The organism is Streptomyces sp. CAU 1734 (assembly GCF_039888735.1).
Taxonomy (GTDB): domain Bacteria; phylum Actinomycetota; class Actinomycetes; order Streptomycetales; family Streptomycetaceae; genus Streptomyces.
Genome location: NZ_JBDQQP010000007.1, coordinates 360,939 through 381,124 on the forward strand (window position 1 = coordinate 360,939; position 20,186 = coordinate 381,124).

At 72.0% G+C, this 20,186-nt stretch carries 20 protein-coding genes; 13 read left to right on the forward strand and 7 right to left on the reverse strand.

Going from position 1 to position 20,186, the window contains the following annotated elements:
• The first annotated feature begins 79 nt into the window (after nt 1–79).
• The 3 genes from hmgA to AAFN69_RS16285 are packed head-to-tail and all read left to right on the forward strand — an operon-like array spanning nt 80 to nt 3,436.
• Complete coding sequence (hmgA, locus tag AAFN69_RS16275; RefSeq protein WP_347729211.1) at nt 80–1,423, forward strand: homogentisate 1,2-dioxygenase; 1,344 nt, start codon at nt 80–82, stop codon at nt 1,421–1,423.
• A 12-nt stretch (nt 1,424–1,435) separates the two neighbouring features.
• Nucleotides 1,436–2,224: a GntR family transcriptional regulator gene (locus AAFN69_RS16280; protein ID WP_347729212.1), complete on the forward strand. Its 789-nt coding sequence runs from the start codon at nt 1,436–1,438 to the stop codon at nt 2,222–2,224.
• Nucleotides 2,225–2,278: 54 nt separating this feature from the next.
• Complete coding sequence (locus AAFN69_RS16285; RefSeq protein ID WP_347729213.1) at nt 2,279–3,436, forward strand: type ISP restriction/modification enzyme; 1,158 nt, start codon at nt 2,279–2,281, stop codon at nt 3,434–3,436.
• A 205-nt stretch (nt 3,437–3,641) separates the two neighbouring features.
• On the opposite strand, the gene AAFN69_RS16290 is transcribed toward AAFN69_RS16285, so the two are convergent.
• On the reverse strand, nt 3,642–3,908 hold the full coding sequence (locus tag AAFN69_RS16290) for a hypothetical protein (RefSeq protein ID WP_347729214.1): 267 nt from the start codon (nt 3,906–3,908) through the stop codon (nt 3,642–3,644).
• A 395-nt stretch (nt 3,909–4,303) separates the two neighbouring features.
• Between AAFN69_RS16290 and AAFN69_RS16295 the strand changes: the two genes are divergently transcribed.
• Complete coding sequence (locus tag AAFN69_RS16295; RefSeq protein ID WP_347729215.1) at nt 4,304–5,911, forward strand: serine/threonine-protein kinase; 1,608 nt, start codon at nt 4,304–4,306, stop codon at nt 5,909–5,911.
• Between the two features lie 75 nt (nt 5,912–5,986).
• Here AAFN69_RS16295 and AAFN69_RS16300 read toward each other — a convergent pair whose 3' ends face one another.
• Nucleotides 5,987–6,796, reverse strand: coding sequence for an SGNH/GDSL hydrolase family protein (locus AAFN69_RS16300; RefSeq protein WP_347729216.1), 810 nt, complete (start codon nt 6,794–6,796; stop codon nt 5,987–5,989).
• 163 nt (nt 6,797–6,959) lie between these two features.
• Between AAFN69_RS16300 and AAFN69_RS16305 the strand changes: the two genes are divergently transcribed.
• The 5 genes from AAFN69_RS16305 (at nt 6,960) to AAFN69_RS16325 (ending at nt 11,695) form a co-directional block, all read left to right on the forward strand.
• On the forward strand, nt 6,960–7,433 hold the full coding sequence (locus AAFN69_RS16305; protein ID WP_347729217.1) for a hypothetical protein: 474 nt from the start codon (nt 6,960–6,962) through the stop codon (nt 7,431–7,433).
• Between the two features lie 351 nt (nt 7,434–7,784).
• A complete protein-coding gene (locus tag AAFN69_RS16310; protein WP_347729218.1) occupies nt 7,785–8,642 on the forward strand; it encodes a glycosyltransferase family 2 protein in 858 nt (285 codons plus the stop codon).
• A complete protein-coding gene (locus AAFN69_RS16315; protein ID WP_347729219.1) occupies nt 8,639–9,649 on the forward strand; it encodes a glycosyltransferase family 2 protein in 1,011 nt (336 codons plus the stop codon). The genes AAFN69_RS16310 and AAFN69_RS16315 overlap by 4 nt, the downstream gene beginning before the upstream one ends.
• The gene (locus AAFN69_RS16320; protein ID WP_347729220.1) at nt 9,646–10,449 is read left to right on the forward strand and encodes a polysaccharide deacetylase family protein; all 804 of its coding nucleotides are present in this window, start codon (nt 9,646–9,648) and stop codon (nt 10,447–10,449) included. The genes AAFN69_RS16315 and AAFN69_RS16320 overlap by 4 nt, the downstream gene beginning before the upstream one ends.
• A 115-nt stretch (nt 10,450–10,564) precedes the next feature.
• Nucleotides 10,565–11,695, forward strand: a complete 1,131-nt coding sequence (locus tag AAFN69_RS16325) for a DUF5925 domain-containing protein (RefSeq protein ID WP_347729221.1) — start codon at nt 10,565–10,567, stop codon at nt 11,693–11,695.
• A 155-nt stretch (nt 11,696–11,850) separates the two neighbouring features.
• On the opposite strand, the gene AAFN69_RS16330 is transcribed toward AAFN69_RS16325, so the two are convergent.
• Nucleotides 11,851–12,225 carry a GntR family transcriptional regulator gene (locus AAFN69_RS16330; protein ID WP_347729222.1) on the reverse strand — a complete coding sequence of 125 codons (375 nt, stop codon included), beginning with the start codon at nt 12,223–12,225 and terminating at the stop codon, nt 11,851–11,853.
• A 198-nt stretch (nt 12,226–12,423) separates the two neighbouring features.
• On the opposite strand from AAFN69_RS16330, the gene AAFN69_RS16335 reads away from it, so the two are divergent.
• The gene (locus tag AAFN69_RS16335) at nt 12,424–12,963 is read left to right on the forward strand and encodes a DUF402 domain-containing protein (protein ID WP_347729223.1); all 540 of its coding nucleotides are present in this window, start codon (nt 12,424–12,426) and stop codon (nt 12,961–12,963) included.
• A 105-nt stretch (nt 12,964–13,068) separates the two neighbouring features.
• Here AAFN69_RS16335 and AAFN69_RS16340 read toward each other — a convergent pair whose 3' ends face one another.
• The 3 genes from AAFN69_RS16340 to AAFN69_RS16350 are packed head-to-tail and all read right to left on the reverse strand — an operon-like array spanning nt 13,069 to nt 16,103.
• Nucleotides 13,069–14,565 (reverse strand): tripartite tricarboxylate transporter permease, encoded by a 1,497-nt coding sequence (locus AAFN69_RS16340; RefSeq protein ID WP_347729224.1) that lies wholly within the window; start codon nt 14,563–14,565, stop codon nt 13,069–13,071.
• A 3-nt stretch (nt 14,566–14,568) separates the two neighbouring features.
• Nucleotides 14,569–15,102, reverse strand: a complete 534-nt coding sequence (locus AAFN69_RS16345) for a tripartite tricarboxylate transporter TctB family protein (RefSeq protein WP_347729288.1) — start codon at nt 15,100–15,102, stop codon at nt 14,569–14,571.
• Between the two features lie 17 nt (nt 15,103–15,119).
• Nucleotides 15,120–16,103, reverse strand: coding sequence for a tripartite tricarboxylate transporter substrate binding protein (locus tag AAFN69_RS16350; protein WP_347729225.1), 984 nt, complete (start codon nt 16,101–16,103; stop codon nt 15,120–15,122).
• Between the two features lie 127 nt (nt 16,104–16,230).
• Here AAFN69_RS16350 and AAFN69_RS16355 point away from each other — a divergent pair, with 127 nt between their 5' ends.
• Nucleotides 16,231–16,920 (forward strand): response regulator, encoded by a 690-nt coding sequence (locus AAFN69_RS16355; protein WP_347729289.1) that lies wholly within the window; start codon nt 16,231–16,233, stop codon nt 16,918–16,920.
• 304 nt (nt 16,921–17,224) lie between these two features.
• On the opposite strand, the gene AAFN69_RS16360 is transcribed toward AAFN69_RS16355, so the two are convergent.
• Nucleotides 17,225–17,653, reverse strand: a complete 429-nt coding sequence (locus AAFN69_RS16360; protein WP_347729226.1) for a pyridoxamine 5'-phosphate oxidase family protein — start codon at nt 17,651–17,653, stop codon at nt 17,225–17,227.
• Between the two features lie 272 nt (nt 17,654–17,925).
• Here AAFN69_RS16360 and AAFN69_RS16365 point away from each other — a divergent pair, with 272 nt between their 5' ends.
• Together AAFN69_RS16365 and AAFN69_RS16370 are read left to right on the forward strand one after the other, a co-directional pair.
• Nucleotides 17,926–18,924, forward strand: a complete 999-nt coding sequence (locus tag AAFN69_RS16365) for a lytic polysaccharide monooxygenase (RefSeq protein ID WP_347729227.1) — start codon at nt 17,926–17,928, stop codon at nt 18,922–18,924.
• A 192-nt stretch (nt 18,925–19,116) separates the two neighbouring features.
• A complete protein-coding gene (locus AAFN69_RS16370) occupies nt 19,117–20,175 on the forward strand; it encodes a DUF3533 domain-containing protein (RefSeq protein ID WP_347729228.1) in 1,059 nt (352 codons plus the stop codon).
• The last annotated feature ends 11 nt before the right edge of the window (nt 20,176–20,186 follow it).

Here is a 20,186-nt window from a genome sequence, read left to right on the forward strand (position 1 = left end):
GATGCCGTTGACGGGACCCCTCCGCAATCCTACGGTTGCCCATAGGATTCCCTTCGGCTTTCAGGACCGGGAGCGGGCGATGAGCGGCATCGAGCAGGCCATGGAGCGGGCGCGGAAGACCGCCGGAACACTGGGGTACTCCCCCGGCTTCGGCAATGAGCACAGCTCGGAGGCCGTCCCGGGGGCACTGCCGATCGGGCGGAACTCTCCGCAGCGCGCACCTCTGGGGCTGTACGCGGAACAGCTCAGCGGATCGGCGTTCACCGAGCCGAGGGCGTACAACCGCAGGTCCTGGCTGTACCGGATCCGGCCGTCCGCCGCGCACCCCGCCTTCCGCCGGATCGACAACGGCACACTCCGCGGCGCCCCCTTCACCGAGACCGTCCCCGACCCCAACCGGCTGCGGTGGGACCCGCTGCCGGACCCCGCGCCCGGGACGGACTGGCTGGCCGGTCTGTGGACCCTCGGCGGCAACGGCGACGCGGCGCAGCGCACCGGTATGGCCGTGCACCTCTACCACGCCAACGCGTCGATGACCGACCGTGTCTTCGGCGACGCGGACGGCGAGCTGCTGATCGTCCCCGAGTCGGGCGGGCTGCTGCTGGTGACCGAGCTGGGGATGCTGGCGGCCCGCCCGGGCGAGGTGGCGCTGATCCCGCGCGGGGTGCGGTTCCGGGTGGAGCTGCTGGACGAGCGGGCGCGCGGATATGTCTGCGAGAACCACGGGCAGCCCTTCGCCCTGCCCGACCTCGGCCCGATCGGCGCCAATGGCCTCGCGAACGCGCGGGACTTCCTCGCCCCGGTCGCGGCGTACGACAGCGACCCCGACCGGCCGGTGGAGGTCATCAGCAAGTACTGCGGAAACCTCTGGTCGGCGGCGTACGACCACTCCCCGCTCGATGTGGTCGCCTGGCACGGCAACCATGTGCCGTACGTCTACGACCTGCGCCGGTTCAATGTCATCGGCTCCATCTCCTATGACCACCCCGACCCGTCGATCTTCACGGTGCTGACCTCGCCCTCGGACACCCCGGGGCTGGCCGGTGTCGACTTCGTGGTCTTCGCACCGCGCTGGCTGGTCGGCGAGGACACCTTCCGGCCGCCGTATTTCCACCGCAATGTGATGAGTGAGTACATGGGCCTGATCGAGGGCGCCTATGACGCCAAGACCGCCGGGAAGGGCGGTTTCGTGCCCGGCGGCGGCTCGCTGCACAACATGATGTCGGCGCACGGGCCGGACCGGGAGACCTTCGACCGGGCGAGCGCGGCCGAGCTGAGGCCCCAGCGGATCGATGACGGCCTGGCGTTCATGTTCGAGACGCGCTGGCCGGTGACGGCGACGGAGAGGGCCGCGAACGCCGGGCATCTCCAGAAGGGGTACGACAACGTGTGGCAGGGTCTTGAGCGTCATTTCAGGCCCTGATACGGAGTCCCCGTGACCCCCTCCCCCACACCCCCCTCTCCTTCCTCTCCCTCCTCCTCTTTCGCACCCGACTCTCTCGTGCTCAACCGCAAGCTGCCGCTCTGGTATCAGGTCTCGCAGTCGCTCCGGGCGTCGATACTCGGCCGTGCGCCGGACGCCTCCCTGCGGCTGCCGACCGAGGAACAGCTCGCCGCGCACTACGGCGTGAGCGTGCTGACCATGCGCCAGGCCCTCAAGGAGCTGGAGGAGGAGGGGCTCATCAGCCGCCACCGCCGGCGCGGCACCTTCATCGAGCCGGGCGCCCGGCGGGGGTCGCCGCGACGGCTGCTGGGCTCGATCGACGCCATCGTGGCGCAGCAGTCGGGCGAGCTGACGACGGTGCTGGGGCACGGCACGGGGCCGGTCCCCGGCGAACTCGCCGAGTACTTTCCGGAGCTGCCGGAGATCGTCACCTACCGCCGGCTGCGCCGCGACGGCGAGAGCGGTGAGCCGACGAACTGGGCGGAGAACGCCGTCCGGCCCGATATCGCCGCCCGGCTGGACATCCGGGATCTGGAGCGCTGGCCGATGACCAAGGTGCTGCGGGACTCGGTCGGGGTGCGGATCAGCCGGATCACCGACACGGTGGAGGCCCGGCTGGCCGATCCGCCGACCGCGGAGCTGCTGGCGGTGCCGCTGCTGAGCCCGATCCTGCACTACACCGGGGTGACCTACGACGGCGACGGGCGGGTGGTGGACGTGGCCCGGATCCGGTACCGGGGGGACCGCTTCTCCTTCTCGGTCACCGTCGAGGCGGAGTGAGCCCGGGTCCCCGGTACGGCCCATGAGGCCGCTCCGGTCGGGGAGGATGGTGCCATGCCGATGCTCGATGAGCTGATGCCGTGGGGTGTGCCACCGCTGCGGCTGGGACGTTCCTGGGTGATGGGCCCGGATCCGGCCTCGCTCACCGCCCGCTGGGACGCGGTGACCCGGGCCCGGGGCCCGGAGCGGGACGCGCTGTTCGGATGCACCCGGGCGCGGACCCCGCTCAGCGCCGTGGGCCAGTTGCCGGGCCAGCGCACCGGTACGGGGCGGTTCGCCCGGGAGCCGGGAAACCCGCCGGCGCCGGTGCCGATTCTGCACGGCGCCTTCGACCGGCAGTGGATCCTGCCGGACCACCGGCTGATCGACGCGGCCCGCCCGGAGCTGTGGCGGGTCGCCGACGAGCACCAGATCTTCCTCGTCGAGCAGCCGCCGGGTTCCTCGGGCCCGGCGGTGATCGTCTCCGCGCTGCTTCCCGACGGTCACACCCCCTCGGGCCGGGCGGGCGCCATCCGGCCGTTCTTCCGCGGACCGGGCGGGACCGAGCCCAATCTGGCGCCGGGGCTGCCGGCAGCGCTCGCCGGCCGGTACGGCCTGGCGGTCACCCCGGCCGATGTGTTCGCCTGGATCGCGGCGGCGGCGGCGCACGGTCCGGCGGGCTGCGCGGTGGCCCTGCCCGCCGACCCCGGGGTGTGGCGCGCCGGGGTGGCGCTGGGCCGCCGGCTGCTCACGGTCCAGCTCCGCGGCGCGCACGGCGGCGACCGGCCGCGGCTGCCGCCCGGCCGCCGCCCCTATGTCCGCACCGCGCTGCCCGCCCGGCCGGCCGCGCTCTCCCACGACCCGGCGACCGGGACGCTGAGCGCGGGCGAGGGCCGTGTCTCCCCGGTGCCCGCGGCGGCCTGGGAGTTCCGGTCGGGCGGCGAAGGCGTACTGGAGCGCTGGTTCGGGGAGCGCACGGCCGCGGCGGAGCCGGGCACCCTGGCGGCGCTGGGGCCGGCGCGGTGGCCGCGGGAGTGGACATCGGAGCTGCTGGAGCTGATCACCGTCCTCGCGCTGCTCGCGGAGACGCCGGCCGGATCGGTGCTGCCGCCGGGGACCGAGGTGATCACGGATCTTCCGGGGGTGCTGCCGCCGCCGGGCTGGACCCGCCGCCCCGCGTCGGTGCTCGGCGGCGCGGAGGAGGGGCCGGAGGGCCAGTTCGCCCTGCTGTGAGAGCGCGCGGCAGCCGCCGGGGCGGGCGCGGGCACACAGAAGCGCCGCTCGCGCCCCCGGGAATGACGGGCGGGGGGAGAGCGGCGCTGCGCCGGGAGAAGCGTGACCGCCTGAGCGCGGGGCCGCACAGGCGGTGACACGTGGTGGGTGGTGCACGACGCCGGGAGACACACCGGCCGAGCGGCGGCCGGCCGGGACCGATGGGTCAGCGGCGGCTGCCGAAGAGCGTGCGGCGCAGCCTCCGCAGCGGGGCGAAGAGCGACACTCGGCCGCTCGCGCTCCGCTCGCGGTCGTGTGCCACATCGCGTGAGGTCAGCTCAAGCATGAGCGAGGTCGCCTCCACCGTCTCCCGCTGGGGCACGGCGGGACCGCCGAGCACCGAGAGATGTCGGTCGAGGCGCGAACTGGTCGCGCTGCTCCCACATGTGATCGCGGGGACACGCGCCCTGCTGCGCACTGTTATCTGTTCCATGGTCACTCCCCACCCGTACGACGCACCCGGCCCGGGCAGGTTAACCCTATCGCCCCACCGTGACACCCGTGTATCCCGCCCACAGGATTCACCGCGCTTGTACGTGAGTTGACGAGCACATAGGGATTCATCCGATTCCCGGGCGAGTTGGACAGTTGTGCAGGTTCACCCCTCGATTCTTCCCAGGGCACGGCCCACCACTCCCGAAACGTCCGAATCACCGGGAAGCCATCCGGTGTGACGGTCCTCACCCCGGACCTCGCACCGGGCCGGGGACGGTGGTGGATTGCTGTCCGAAGGGGAGGCAAAGGGCGGGAGTTGAGCTAACTTGGAGTGGTTTCCACCGTGATTCTGTGATTCCGACGAGATGCCGTGTCGCGTGGACGGGGGCTCGGGTGCCCGAGAATCAGCTGATCGCAGGGCGTTACCGGTTGCTGAGCCCACTGGGCGAAGGCGGTATGGGCGTGGTGTGGCGCGCCCGGGACGAGGTACTGGCCCGCGAGGTCGCCGTCAAGGAGGTGCGCGCCCCCGGCGGACTCGGCGACTCCGGCAAGCGGCGGCTCTATCAGCGGCTGGAGCGCGAGGCGTGGGCGGCGGGCCGGATCTCGCACCGCAATGTGGTCACCGTCTTCGACGTGGCCACCGAGGACGGCCGCCCCTGGATCGTGATGGAGCTGGTCCGGGGTCTCTCGCTCGCCGATGTGCTGGAGTCCGAGGGCCCGCTCGCTCCCCGGCGGGCCGCGCACATCGGGGCGGAGGTCCTGGCGGCGCTGCGGGCCGCGCATGCCTCGGGGGTGCTGCACCGGGATGTGAAGCCCGGCAATGTGCTGATCGCCAATGACGGCCGGGTGGTCCTCTCCGACTTCGGCATCGCGGTGGTCGAGGGGACCTCCCAGCTGACCATGACGGGCGAGCTGATCGGCTCGCCCGAATTCCTCGCACCCGAGCGGGCGCTGGGGCGGGTCCCGGGGCCGGAGTCGGATCTGTGGTCGCTCGGGGTGCTGCTGTACGCGGCGGTCGAGGGCGGCTCCCCCTTCCGCCGGGGCACGGCGCTGAACACCCTGCGGGCCGTGGTCGACGAGGGGCCGCCGCCGCTCCGGCTGGCCGGTGATCTCGCCCCGGTCATCGAGGGGCTGCTGCGGAAGGAGCCGGCCGAGCGGATCCCGGCGGCGGAGGCGGAGCGCGAACTGCGGCTGGTGAGCGCGGGCGGCTCGGCCCGCGCGCGCCCGGCCCCGGCCGCGTACTCCCCCACCGTCGCCGCCGGACCGGTCCGGGAGGAGACGGGCCCGCGCGAGCCGGTCACCCGGCCGGTACCGGCAGGTCCGCCCCCGGCGGCGGAGCCCGGCCCGCCGGGGGGCTCGCGGGCGGTGGCGGTTCTCACGGCGGGGGTGGCGGTGCTGCTGATCGGTCTCGCGGTGCTGTTCTGGACCCTGCTGCCGGAGACCGGGAAGTCCGGCGGCGGGACGGAGGCACGGGGCGGTCCGGCCCCGTCGCCGGTGACGGCGGCTCCGGTGGAGCCCTCCGCCGCGGCACCGGCCGCGAGCGGCGCGAGCACCTCCCCCGCCGGGCGGCCGAGCACCCGCCCGCAGACGGCGGAGGTGTCGGTGACGGCGTCGCGCACCTCTTATACGGGCCGCTGTCCGCTCGCCGGGGCGGACGCGCCGGTGTTCCGGGCGGTGATCGGGGTCGGGCGCGCGCCGGCGTCCGCCGAGTACCGCTGGGTGGTGGAGCGCGGTGCGGAGCGGGACGCGTCCGGCTGGCGGACGCTCTCCTTCGGCTCCGGGGAACCGCTCCGGAAGCCGGCCGAGTACACCGTGACCGGGTACGGGGAGGCGGGGACGTACCGCGACCGGATCCGGGTCGAGGTCCGGAGTCCGGTCGCGGCGCGTTCCGAGTGGGTCTCCTTCACGGTGGTGTGCGAGGAGCCGGTGCCGACGGCCACCGGCTCCTCACCGGGGTCTCCGACGGCGGATCCCCCGGCTCCGGCGGTCACCGGGGGGTGAGCGGGCCGCGGGTCGCGGCCGGGGACTGTGCGGTGCGGTGCGGCGGATGTCCGGGAGCGGGCTCCCGGCCGGCTGTCAGGCGGCGGAGGTGAACACGGGGAGATAGCCGCCGGACTGGCCCGCGGCCGTGGGGTGGTACGAGTCGCCGATGTTGAGCAGGTTGAGGCTGTGCAGCCAGGGAGCGGCCGAGCAGATCTCGTGACCGGTGAAGGCGGGCACGACATCGGCCCAGGTGAATCCGTGGTCGGCGGCGCGCTTGGCGAGTGCGGCGTTGAGGTGGTTCGCCGCTCCGTTGATCGCGCTCCGCTCCGCCTCGCTCAGTCCGGTGACACAGCTGCCGGCGAGCTTGTAGAAGCGGGGGTAGCCGAGGACGACGACCTCGGCCGCCGGTGCGCGGGACTTGATGGCGTTGTACACGGAGTCGAGCCGGCCGGGCAGGGTCGTGTCGACGTAGGAGCGGGCCTGGTTCACCCGGTTGATGCAGTTGCTTTCGGACTGGAGGACACAGGTGGTCATGACATCGGCGAAGCCCGCGTCATTGCCGCCGACGGTGATGGAGACGAGGTCGGTGGCGGAGGTGAGCGGGCTGAGCTGGTTCGCCGTGACGTCACTCGTAAGAGCGCCGGAGCAAGCGGTGAACGCGAACGACGAGGGGGCATTGGCCGCCGCCCAGAGCTTGGGGTAGGCCCGGTTGCTGCGCTTGCAGTTGCCACTGGCGCTGTCGTAGCTCCCGGCGCCGACGCCCGAGGAGTAGGAGTCGCCAAGCGCCACATAGTCGACGGCGAGGGCCCGGGAGTCCGCCTGTGCCTGGCTCGCCCCGGTGAGGGCGAGGACGGCTCCGAGGAGGAGGGAGGTGGAGAGTGCCACGATGCGGAACGGTTTCATGAGTGCTCCCTGTAGCAGGATCGCTGCGTCAACTGTCGTAGCAGCCGCTCCGATTCATTGGAAGTGTCCATGCCAAAACTTCGCTGAAGAGCTTGACGGAATCGGCCCCCGCTGAGCAGCATGGGGCGTCCGGCATCAGGTGCCTTGGGAGCAAAAATCGGCCATGCAGAGCATCAACAACAGATCGTCATCATTTGTGATGGATCTGATGCCGGTCCTCGGCGGCGTGGCCCTCACCGCCTCGGCGACGGGGGTCGCCCTCGCGCTCACCGGCAGCGACTCCCCGCTCCGGGCGCCGTTCGTGATCTTCTTCCTCTTCGCCGGTCCAGCCGCGGGACTTCTCGCGCTGCTGGCCGGACTCGACCGCGCCAGCCGGGCGGCCATCGCCACGGCCGGAGCCGTCGCGGTCAATCTGGTGGTCGCCTGGGCGCGCTCGTCCGGCGGGCCGCTCACCACATCGGGCGGCATCCTCGCGGTCACCGCGGTGACCGCGCTCCTCTTCCTCTGGGCGGCGGCGCGCCGCCGCACCCGTACACCCGCGGGGGATCCGCCGGCCGGCGCACGCCGGACCGCGCGGAGCGACCGCGACGCGAAAAGATCAAGCAAACGAACGACAGAGCCGCACAGCCGCTTCTGAATAAGTATCAAAAACGTAAAAAGCAAGTTCGGGAGCCAGGACTTGCCATAGGGTCCCAAACATCAATACCGTCGTACAATCACCCGCAGCGGTTCCTCATGCAAAGCGGCTCCAGGGGAGGGCTCAAGCGTCGCTGAGGTACCCACGCGGGGCGCGGTAGGGGGGTGCCGTGCTCGGTTCTCGTGCTCACACCGAGCCGTACCGCGCGGTTGGTTTCACAGCCCATCCAACCCGGCCGGAGCATTCCGCTCGGCCCCGGGTGGGTGGCATGTAAACCCCCCCTTCAAACCGGACATACATCCGGATCGCCCGGGGGCGGGCGGTTCACCGGTGGAGAGGGAAGAAAAACCCATGAGTTCAGTCCTGCACCCGGCCGCTCCGGGGCAAGATCCGTCCATGCCGTCGGTCTCCCCGGCGGAGCACTCCGGCCGAATAGCCGGTGATTACCGCCCGATCTCGTCCCATCTGGCGATCACCCCGCCCGTCAGTGTGGTCATTCCCGCGATGAACGAGGCTCAAAACCTCCCCCACGTCTTCAAGACGCTGCCCGACTGGATTCATGAAGTCGTGCTGGTCGACGGGAACTCCACGGACAACACCGTGGAGGTCGCGCGGGAGCTCCGCCCCGACGTCAAGGTCGTCAGGCAGGTCGGCAAGGGCAAGGGCGACGCACTCATCAGCGGTTTCGCCGCCTGCACCGGCGACATCATCGTGATGGTGGACGCCGATGGCTCCGCCGACGGCAATGAGATCGTCTCCTATGTATCGGCCCTGGTCTCCGGCGCCGACTTCGCCAAGGGGTCGCGATTCGCCAACGGCGGCGGAACCGACGACATGACCTTCATCCGCAAGCTCGGCAATTCGGTTCTCTGCACCCTCGTCAACACCAAGTTCGGGGCCCGGTACACCGACCTCTGCTACGGCTACAACGCCTTCTGGAAGCACTGCCTCGACAAGATCACGCTGGACTGCACGGGCTTCGAGATCGAGACCCTGATGAACATCCGCGTCGTCAAGGCCGGACTGCGGGTGCAGGAAGTCCCCAGCCACGAGTACAACCGCATCCACGGCGTCAGCAATCTGAGCGCGGTGCGGGACGGCATTCGCGTCCTCAAGGTGATCGTCAAGGAGAAGGGTGTGGGCCGGGCCGAGCGCCGCCGCGGCGGCGGTGCGCTGGGCGTGCGGATTCCCCGGGGAGAGACGTCTTGAGCGACCGCCGTTTCTCGGTGGTGATCTGCGCCTATACCGAGGATCGCTGGGACGACATCCGCGCCGCCGTCGAGTCGGTGCGGGAGCAGTCGCTGCCCGCCCTGGAGACACTCCTGGTCGTGGACCACAACCCGGTGCTGCTCCAGCGGCTCACCGGCGAGTACCGGGGCGAGGAGAAGGTGCGGGTGCTCGCCAACGCGGGCCCCCGCGGCCTCTCCGCCGGCCGCAACACCGGAATCGCCGCGGCCCGCGGAGAGTTCGTCGCCTTCCTGGACGACGACGCCGTGGCCGATCCCGAATGGCTGCGCTGGTTCGCCGAGGGCTACGACTCCACCGAGGTCGTCGCCGTCGGCGGGCGCACCCTGCCCGCCTGGGAGTCCGGGCGGCGGCCCGCGTGGTTCCCCGAGGAGTTCGACTGGGTCGTCGGAGCCTCCTATCTGGGCCTGGCGCCCGGCAAGGTGCGGGTCCGCAACGTACTCGGCGGGAACGCCTCCTTCCGCCGCAGCGCCTTCGACGCCTCCGGCGGTTTCGCCACCGGGATCGGCCGCGACGGCGACAAGCGCCCGCTGGGGTGCGAGGAGACCGAGCTGTGCATCCGCATGGCCAACGCCATCCCCGGCGCGGTGCTGCTCGTCGACGACCGGGCCGTCATCCACCACAGGGTTCCGGCCGCCCGCGAGCGGTTCGCCTACTTCCGTACGCGCACCTATGCCGAGGGGCTCTCCAAGGCCCTGGTCGCCAAGAGCGTCGGCGCGGGCAAGGGCCTGGAGTCCGAGCGCCGCTACACCACCCGTGTGCTGCCCGCCGGAGTGGTGCGCGGGCTGCGGGACGCGGCACGCGGACGCCGGGGCGGCGCGGGCCGGGCCGGGGCGATCGTCGCCGGGGTGGCGACCGCGGCCGGCGGCTATCTGATCGGCAGCGCACGCGCGCGCCGGGGCGGGGTCACCTTCTCCTCCGGCCCGATCGAACCGCTGCCGGCCGGCGCGCTGCCGGGTGAGCAGCGATGAACGCCCCCGTACCCGTCCTGATGTACCACGCCGTCGCCCATCAGCCGGCGCGGGCGACCATCGGGCTCTCCGTCACCCCCGAGGCGTTCGCCGAACAGATGGCGGTTCTCGCCGAACGCGGATTCACCCCGCTCACCACGGCCGAACTGGGTGAGATCTGGCGCTCCGGCGGCAGCCGTCCCCTCCCCGGCCGGCCCGTGCTGATCACCTTCGACGACGGATACGAGGGTGTGCACCGGCACGCCCTCCCCGTCCTCGCGGAGCAGGGGTTCGCCTCCACCCTCTTCGTCTCCACCGGCTGGCTGCGCGGCGCGTACGACGAGGGCGGCGCCATCGACACCATGCTCGACTGGGACCAGGTGCGGGAACTGGCCGCCGGGGGCATGGAGATCGGCGGTCACACCCACAGCCATCCGCAGATGGACCAGCTCGGCGACGAACAGCTCCGTGACGAGACGGTTCGCTGCCGCGACATCATCACCGACGAGCTGGGCGCCCGGCCGCTCTCCTTCGCCTACCCCTTCGGCTACTCCAGCCGCCGGGTGCGCGACGCCGTCAGGGACGCCGGGTTCGCCCAGTCCTTCGCCGTGGGCAACGCCCTCGCCCGCCCCGCGCAGGGCCCGTACGCGATCCAGCGGGTCACCGTGCGGCGCAGTACGGACACCGCGGAGTTCGAGCGGCTCGTCGAGGGCCGGGCCATCGGCCGGAACTTCGCCCGGGACCGGGTGCTCACCAAGGGGTACGCCATGGTCCGCCGCACCCGGCGCGCGGTGACGGTGCTGCGCGGCGCCCAGGGCTGACCCCGCCGCTCCGGTGGTGCCGCGCGGCACCACCGGAGCGGAAAAAGCGGTGCGCGCCGCGGCTTCCGTGCCGGATCATGGGCGTATGCCAGCCGCACTACCTCAGATGGAGCGCATGTCTTCCTCAGCCCCGGCCACCCCCTCCGCGCTGCCCGCGCCCCGCGCACCGGAGCGGAACCCCCTCCCGATCCGGCTCATGGTCGACGACACCGACTCTCCGACGGACGTCCTCGACGCTCTCTTCCTCACCGCCTTCACCACCGGTGAGCAGCCCTTCTCCCATCAGCACCGGGTCGAGAACCTGAGGCCCGACTTCGATCTGCTGCCGTCCGGCGCGACCGTGCTGCGGGCGGCCAACGACAGCAGCCGGCGGGTCATCCTGGCGGAGGGCGAGGGCTACACCGCGCTCGTCTCGTACGGCCGGCACAACAACGCCGTCACGGTGACCGCCGTCAGCGCCGAGCTCGCGGAACAGACCGTCAAGGCCGCGGTGGACGGCGCCGAGGCCGAGCCGGAGCCCCAGCCGGACCATGTGTCCATGGGCTTCTGGCACTTCTCGCCGCTGCGCGGCCCGTCCCGCAGCACCCGCCAGATCTCGGCGGGCACCTGGGACGAGGTCCGGCCCAACTACACCGCGCCGGTCGCCGACGCGATGGACCGGCTGATGAAGTTCACCCCCGACGCCGGCGCCGGCCGCCTGCTGCTCCTGCACGGCCCGCCGGGCACCGGCAAGACCTCGGCCCTGCGCACCCTCGCCCGCTCCTGGCGGGAGTGGTGCCAGGTCGACTGTGTCCTCGACCCCGAGCGCCTCTTCAATGACATCGGCTATCTGATGGACGCGGCGATGGGCGAGGAGGACGGCTCCGAGAGCGGACGCTGGCGGCTCCTCCTCCTGGAGGACTGCGACGAGCTCATCCGCGGCGAGGCGAAGAACGCGGCGGGCCAGGCGCTCTCCCGCCTTCTCAACCTCACGGACGGGCTGCTGGGCCAGGGCCGCAATGTCCTCGTCGGCCTCACCACCAACGAGGATCTGGAGCGCCTCCACCCGGCCGTGGTCCGGCCGGGACGGTGCCTCGCCAGGATCGAGGTCGGTCCGCTGACCCATCCGGAGTCCGTGAACTGGCTGGGCACGGAGGAAGGGGTGAGCAGGGAGGGCGCGACGCTGGCGGAGCTGTTCGCGCTGCGGAGGGGGAATGGGCCGACGTCGATCGCGGAGCCCGTGCCGGAGGCGGGGCTCTACCTCTGAACACCGGGGCTCCGCCCGCGCCCCCATCGCGGCGGGGCTCGGCCGGGCGTCCTGACGCCGGGAGTCCTGCTCGCGCCTGCGGGCCGTGTCAGCCCCGCCGGCGAGGTGAGGCGCGGGGTACGGGGCAGGGCCCCGGCAAGACCCGCACCGCCGCGTCAGGACGCGTACGCCGCCCTCAGCGCGGCCCTCGCCGCCTCCGCCGCCGCGGACTCCGGCAGGCCCAGCCGCCGTGCCCGTACCGCGAAGGACTCCGCCGCCGCGGCCAGCTCCCGCGCCGCCGCGTCACCCGCCGCCGCGACCACCGTGCCATTGCGGCCGCGTGTCTCCACCACGCCGTCCGCCTCCAGCGCCCGGTACGCCTTCGCCACCGTGTTCGCGGCGAGGCCCAGCTCCTCCGCCAGGCCCCGTACCGTCGGCAGCCGGTAGCCGGTCGGCAGCGCCCCCGAGCGTGCCTGTTCGGAGATCTGGGCGCGGAGCTGCTCGAAGGGCGCGGTGGCGGAGTCGGGGTCGAGCACGATCGTCAGGGTCACCCGGTGATTGTCCCCCACGGCGTCCGCGGCACCGGGGGAAATGCCGGGGGAAATTGGGAGGCGTCCCCCTCCGGCGGGCCCGTAGCGTCGGGCACATGAGAGTTCTTGTCCCGCACATCAGCCGGGCGGGCGCGCATGCGGTCCGCCCGATCCGGTCCACCGCCGCGCCGCACACCGAGCCGGGGCGGGAGGTGTGTCATGTCCGGGAGCCCGGTTGAGGTCCGCCTGGTCAAGGCGGGTGCCCTGAAGGTGTCGTATCCGGCGTCGCCGGTCCGGGACGACGGCGGGCATCTGGTGGTGCGGGCGCCGTGGGCGGGGGCCGGGGTGCGGGACTTCGGCTTCGTGCGGTTCGAGCCGGGGGATGTGTTCACCGAGCACTACTGGGCCGACCGCTGGTACGCGGTGAAGGAGGTCCGGACCGGCGAGGGGGTACTCAAGGGCTGGTACTGCGATGTCACCCGGCCGCCCGGGAGACCGTCCGGCGGTGTGCTGACCGTCGAGGACCTGGATCTCGATCTGTGGGTGTCCGCGGACGGCACGGAGATCCTCCGGCTCGACGAAGACGAGTTCGCCGCGAGCGGGCTCGCCGGGCGGGATCCGGCGGCAGCGGAGGCAGCGGTGCGGGCCCTGGACGAGCTGGAGCTGCTGGCACGCCGAGGCGGGTTCGGTGCGCTGCTCCGTGGGGGTGAGCAGCGAACCGAACCCGCCAGGGGTCGGAAGGGGACCGGCGCTCCGTGACGGAGCCGGAGACGACCGTCCCGGGGGAGCGGGACCGTCACTCCCCGTACCGGGTTCCCGGTGGTGAGTGTCCGCCCCCCCGGCGGCGGGGCGGCCCCTCGTGGATCACGCGGAGACGTCGCGCCGGCGGACGACGAACTTCTTCAGCCAGGGCCAGGCCACGAGCACCGCGATGATGAGGTACACGGTCACCGAGAACGGCGTGTTCACGAGACCGGTGATGCTGCCGTCGCTGATCTGGAGCGCGCGGCGGAGCTGCTGCTCGGCGGCCGGGCCGAGGATCACTCCGATGACGGCCGGCAGGACGGGGAGCCCGTACCGGCGCATTCCGAAGCCGAGCAGACCGATGATCAGCAGGATGACCAGGTCGAGGGCCTCGCCGCCGACCGCGTACGCGCCCACTCCGGCGAAGAAGAGGATCCCCGCGTAGAGGTAGGGGCGCGGGATGTGGAGCAGCTTCGCCCAGACCGGGGCCAGCGGCAGGTTGAGCGCGAGCAGCAGCACCATGCCGACGAAGAGCGAGGCGATCAGGCCCCACACCAGCTCCGGCTCCCGCTCGAAGAGCAGCGGGCCGGGCTGGATTCCGTACTGCTGGAAGGCGGCCAGCATCACAGCCGCGACGGCGGTCGTCGGGAGTCCCAGGGTGAGCATCGAGGTGAGGGTCCCCGCCGCCGAGGCCGATGCGGCCGACTCCGGTCCCGCCACGCCCTCGATCGCGCCCTTGCCGAATTCACTCTTGTTCTTCGACAGCCGCTTCTCGGTGACATACGAGAGGAATGTCGGGATCTCCGCACCACCCGCGGGGATCGCTCCGAACGGAAATCCGAGGAACGGACCGCGGAGCCAGGGCTTCCAGGTGCGCTTGACGTCTTCCTTGCCGAGCCAGGGGCGGCCGACCGGGATCGGTGCCGCACCGCCGCGGCGCAGATGCGCGGCGACCCAGAGCGCCTCGCCGATGGCGAAGAGTCCGACGGCGACGATGACGACGTCCACACCGTCGGCGAGCTGGAGCGAGCCGAAGGTGAGCCGCTGCTGGCCGGTCATCTGGTCGAGTCCGATGAGACCGATGGTGAGACCGATGAGCAGCGAGGCCAGACCGCGGATCCGGGAGGAGCCGAGGACGGAGGTGACGGCGATGAAGGCCAGCACCATGATCGCGAAGTAGTCCGGCGCGCCGATGTCGACGGCGAGCTCGGCGACGGTGGGGGCGAGCGCGACCAGCAGCAGGGTGCCGATCAGGCCACCCGCGAAGTGACCCACGGCGGCGGCGGCGAGGGCTTGTGCCCCGCGCCCCGATTTCGCCATGGGATTGCCTTCTATCGCGGCGACGACGGCCGCGCTCTCACCCGGTGTGTTCAGCAGGATCGAGGTGGTGGAGCCGCCGAACATCGCGCCGTAATAGATACCGGCGAACATGATGAACGCGCCGGTCGGGTCGAGTCCGTAGGTGACGGGCAGCAGCAGGGCCACCGCCATGGCCGGCCCGATGCCGGGCAGGACGCCGATCGCGGTTCCGAGCAGAACCCCGATCACCGCCCAGAGGAGATTGATCGGTGTCAGCGCTGTGCCGAAACCGTCCATCAATGAATTGAGAGAGTCCATCGGCTAGAGCACCCCCATCAGCGGGCCACCGGGGAGCGGAACGCCGAGCAGATTATTGAAGACGTAATACGTGGCCAGGGAGAGGACTGCGGCGATCAGGGGGTCACGGTGGTAGTGCCGGCTGCCGAGGGCGAACGCGGCGCCCCAGAAGAGCAGCATTCCGGAGATCGGGAACCCGAGCGGGCCGATGAGCACCGCGAAGCCGAGGAAGACTCCGGCGAGCAGCAGGACCGTCCGCCAGTCGCTGGGCTCGGAGAGGTCGATGTCCTCGCCGCCCTCGGCCTCTCCCCGGCCGCCGCGCATGACGTCGACGGCGAGCAGGACGGCGATCAGCAGCAGACCGATGCCGACGACGATCGGGACGGTCGTGGGGCCGACGGGGCCGCGCTGGGCGATGTCGACATCCATGGTGAGCGCGTCGGTGAGGACGAGCACACCGATCAGGAACAGCAGCACGCTGACGCCGAGTTCCGAATGGTCGCGGAGCCAGGATCCGGACCCACCGGGCCGGGCCGACTTCTCCGCCGAACGCGTCATGGGCGTTTCCTGTGAGTTCACAGTCCAAGCTCCTTCAGCACCGTGTCCACGCGGGTGTTCTGCTCCTTGAGGAAGTCGCCGAAGTCGTCGCCGGTGAGGAAGGCGTCGTTCCAGCCGTTCTTCTTCAGCGAGTCCTTCCACTGCTTCGAGGCGTGCAGTTCCTCGGCGAGATTGACGAGCTTCTGCCGCTCTCGGTCGTTGAGGCCGGGCGGGGCGACGATGCCGCGCCAGTTGGTGAACTCGGTGTCGAGTCCGGCCTCGCGCAGGGTGGGGGCGTCCAGCCCGGGCACCCGCTCGGCTCCGGTGACCGCGAGCAGTCGCAGTTCACCCGATTTGATCTGGTCGAGATATTCGCTGACGCCGGAGACGCCGAAGGCGATCTTGTTTCCGAGGATGGAGGCGAGGAGCTCGCCGCCGCCGTCGAAGGGGATGTAGTTGACCGTCTTGGGGGCGATCCCGGCGGCCTGCGCCATCAGCATGGGCGCCAGGTGGTCGGGGCCACCGGGCGAGGAGCCGCCGCCGACCGCCAGCTTGCCGGGGTTCTTCTTCCAGGCCGCGAGCAGGTCGTCGATGTTCTTGTACGGGGAGGTCTTGGAGACCACCACGATGTCCTGCTCCTCGGTGAGCCGGGCGATCGGGGTGGTGTCCTCCAGAGTCTTCGGCGTCTTGTTGGCGTGGACGGCTCCGACCACGCCGAGTCCCATGGACATGATGAGCTTGCCGTTGCCGTGCTCGCCCACCAGGCGGGTCAGACCGACGGTCCCGCCGGCTCCGGGGAGGTTGAAGACCTCGATGTCATGAGTGAGTCCGGCGTCCTCGGCATTTTTCGCCGCGGTGCGGGCAGTGATGTCGTAGCCGCCACCGGGCGTGTTGGGGACCATGAACCGGAGGCCGGGAATCTGCGTGCCAGTGTCCGATCCCTTGCCCGCGCTGAGCAGCGGCGGACCCACGAAAACCAGCAACGCCGCCCCGAGCAGGGCGAGAGGAGTGCGCAATCGCACGTGGGCCGCCTTTCGAAGGGAAGGTGTGAAGTGGCCCACATGTTGCCTGTGCGTTAAGAAAGTGTCTCTCTTCCGGAATCAACGGACGTTGTGGTCATTGTGGTCGCGCCCTAGCGTGAGCCGGGTGATGAAAGTGCTGGTGGTGGACGACGACTTCATGGTCGCCAAGCTGCACAGCCGCTATGTGTCGGCGACCGAGGGTTTCCGGGTCGCCGGTGTGGCGCACAGTGGCGCCGACGCGCTGCGGGCGGCCGAGCGGCTGCGGCCCGATCTTGTCCTATTGGATATCTATTTGCCCGATATGGACGGGCTCACGGTACTGCGTGAGCTCCGGGCGGCGGAGGAGCGTGACGAGGCGCGAGCGAGTGTGGACGCGCTGTTCATCACGGCCGCGCGGGACGCGGGCCTGGTGCGGGCGGCGCTGCGGGCCGGTGCGCTGCACTACCTGATCAAGCCGTTCAACCAGGCGGCGCTCCAGGAGCAGCTGCGCCATGTGGCGGCGCTGCGGTCGCGCTTCGAGCGGCTCGGCGAGGCACGGCAGGAGGACGTGGACCAGATCTTCGGCACCCGGCCGCCGGGCTCCCGGGAGCTGCCCAAGGGCCTCGCGGCGCACACCGCGGAGCTGGTGGAGCGGATCCTGCGGGAGCGGCAGGGGGACCTGTCGGCGACGGAGTGCGCGGAGGCGGGGTCGCTGTCGCGGGTGAGCGCCCGGCGGTATCTGGAGTACTTCGCCGAGACGGGCCGGGTGGAGGTGTCTCTGCGTTACGGAGGAACCGGCCGCCCCGAGCGGCGCTACCGCCTGGTGGGCGGCGGCTGAGCCGGCGCCGGCCCGCTGATTCCCGACGCGCGCCGGGGGCTCCGCGGCGGGGACCGGGGCCGGTCCGGCGCCCGGCCGCGCGATGCGGGGACGGGGCGGGCCGAGCCGTGCGCCGGGCGGGAGTTGAGGCGTCCGCGGCGGGCACCGCGGCGGGGCGGGCGGCGGCATGCGGCGGCGGTCCGCACCCGGGCGTCCGGCGGCGCGCGACACGGGCGTACGGGCGCACCGGCCTGCGCCCCACCCGGTGGGAGCGGGCGGCACCGACGGGCCCGTACAGCCCTATTCCGTCACGGAGAGTGAGACGCTACGCCTCTCCCAGATCGGCGGTGTTCCATCGCTGCGGGCGCATGTGGATGATCACCTGCTCGCCGAGTTCCTTCTCCGCGAACTCGACATAGGCGGCGACCTTGGCGGCCGGGAGATAGCGGGCGCTGATCCCCACCAGCTGATCGTGGGTGGCGGGGAGCGTGCCGACGACGGGTCCCTCGACGGAGACATAGCGGACGGTCGGCTTGACCCGGTCGACCATCAGGGAGAACCGGCCCGCGCGGGTGATGAGGCGTTCCTTGCGGGAGCCGACCCCGGTCATGATCCAGATGTCGCGGCCGGGGGTGTACTGGTACCAGATCGGCACCGTCAGCGGTGCGCGTCCCGGATCCCCCGTGTCCACCGCAAGCGCCGCGATATGCGGTTCGGCCAGGAACTGCTCACGTTCTTCACGGGTCAGGGCCATGCATGACTCCTTCGCTCGGATCCGCCCCGGCGCTTTCCCCGAGCCGGGGGCGGTGATGTGCTGCACTACCTCAGCCGGTGCTTAGCGCCTCCTTAAAGCAAGGATAAGGATCCCCGGCTCGCCCTTCTCACGGGTTGTTTCGGCGGGATGAACGGCTAACTTGCTGATCGCCGGGGCTGGTTCGAACAACAGCACCAAGGCGGTCGGGAGCCGCGCCGCCTGTTCGAACCGGCCCCGCACCCCCCCACTGTCCCATTGAGGAGAACGCCAACATGACCGCTCGCCGCAAGGCTTCCCTGGTCCTCGCTCTCGGCATCGCGCCGCTCGCGCTGACGGGTCTGACCGCCTCGCCGGCAGCCTCCCACGGATCCATGCTGGACCCGGTCAGCCGGATTTCCGCCTGCTTCGCCGAGGGCCCCGAGAGCCCGGACTCCGCGGCCTGCAAGGCGCTCGTGGCGGCGGGCGGCACCCAGCCGCTGTACGACTGGAACGAGGTCAACATCGGCGACGCGGACGGCCGCCACCGGCAGATCATCCCCGACGGTCAGCTGTGCAGCGTGGGCCGCGCCAAGTACAAGGGGCTCGACGCCCCCCGTACCGACTGGCCCTCCACCCAGCTGACCTCGGGCAAGAACACCTTCCGCTGGCGTGCCACCGCCCCCCACAAGGGCACGCTGGAGCTGTACGTCACCAAGGACGGCTACGACCCGAGCAAGCCGCTGAAGTGGTCGGACCTGGAGGCCCAGCCGTTCGCGAAGGCCACCAACCCGCCGCTGGTGAACGGTTCCTTCGTCTTCGACGGCACCATCCCCGCGAAGTCGGGCCGTCACCTGGTCTACTCGATCCTCCAGCGCTCGGACTCCCCCGAGGCCTTCTACACCTGCTCGGACGTGGTGTTCGGCAGCGACACCGGCGCGCCGGGCGCCCCGGTCGCCGAGGCGCCGACCGAGAAGGAGATCAAGCAGGGCGCGGGGAACTCCTCCGTCGACCACAACGGCCACGGCGGCGACACCCCCGCCGAGGTCAAGGCCAACGCCCAGCACGCCGCCCACCAGGGTGGCGCCAAGGCCATCGGCACCAAGTCCGAGGGCAACGCCCCGGTCGCCAACGGCGGCGGCGCCCCGCAGCCCGTGGCGCAGGGTGACAACCTGGCCGAGACCGGCGGTGACAACAACACCATGTACGTCGCCATCGGCGGCGCCGCCGCACTGGCGCTCGGCGCCGCGGTGATGTTCGGCTCGGCCCGCCGCCGGGCGGGCGGTCGCGGCTGACCCACTCCTCCCTGAGCGACCGACCGACCGGTGGTGACCGGCCCGCGCGTCCGTACCCTTGTCAGAGGGGCGGGCGCGCGGGTCGTCGCGGCGGCGGGCGCCCCCGCCGGGTGAGCGCCCGGTCCGACGGGCGATCGGCCATTCGGACCCTCCCCGACTGCGGGCCGCCGCACCGCCCCCGAGCGTGGAGCCATGACGCGCTCCCCCAACGGCTTCGTCGCCGAGCTCAAGGACGCGGTGAGCCTGCGCGCCGCGCTGCTGGTCATCGGAGTGCTGGCGCTCCAGGTGGCCTTCGTGGTCTCGTACATCGGCGCCTTCCACCACCCGAAACCGCAGGAGATCCCGCTGGCCGTCGCCGCCCCCGACCAGCGGAGCGCCGACGGGGCCGTGCGCCGGCTCGCCGCCCTCCCCGGCGACCCGGTCGACCCCCGGGCGGTACGGTCCGAGGCCGCCGCGCGCGAGGGGATCGAGCAGCGGGACGTGGACGGAGCCCTGCTCGTGGCGGGGCCGGGCGGTACGGACACCCTGCTGGTCGCCAGCGCGGCGGGAGCGGCGCTCTCGGACGCCCTCACCGAGGTGATCGTGGCGGCGGAGCGGAGCGAGGGGCGGCGGGTCGAGGTCGTCGACGTGGTCCCGGACGCCCCGGGCGACGCGCGCGGCCTCTCCTCCTTCTATCTCGTCATCGGCTGGTGCGTCGGCGGCTACCTCTGCGCCGCGATCCTCGCCATCAGCGCGGGCGCCCGGCCCGCCAACACGCACCGTGCCTTCATCCGGCTCGGTGTGCTGCTGCTGTACTCCATCGCGGCCGGCCTTCTCGGCACGGTCGTCGCCGGGCCGGTCCTGGACGCGCTGCCGGGCAGTGTGCCCGCCCTCTGGGGCCTGGGCACCCTGCTGGTCTTCACCGTCGGGGCGATCACCCTCGCCCTCCAGGGGCTCGCCGGGGTCATCGGCATCGGTCTGGCCATCGCCCTCGTCGTCGTCCTCGGCAACCCGAGCGCGGGCGGTGCCTACCCCTACCCCCTGCTGCCGCCCTTCTGGCGGGCCATCGGCCCGGCGCTGCCGCCGGGCGCGGGGACCTTCGCGGCCCGGTCGATCGCGTACTTCAAGGGCAACGCGACCGGCGGGCCGCTGCTGGTGCTGGCGGCGTGGGCGGTGGGCGGCGCGGCGGTGACGGTGGGGTGTGCGGTGATGCGGAGGTCCGCGCGGGGCGGGGTGCGGGAGGAGGCCCCGGCGGGTGACGGGGGCGGGTGACGGGGCCTCGC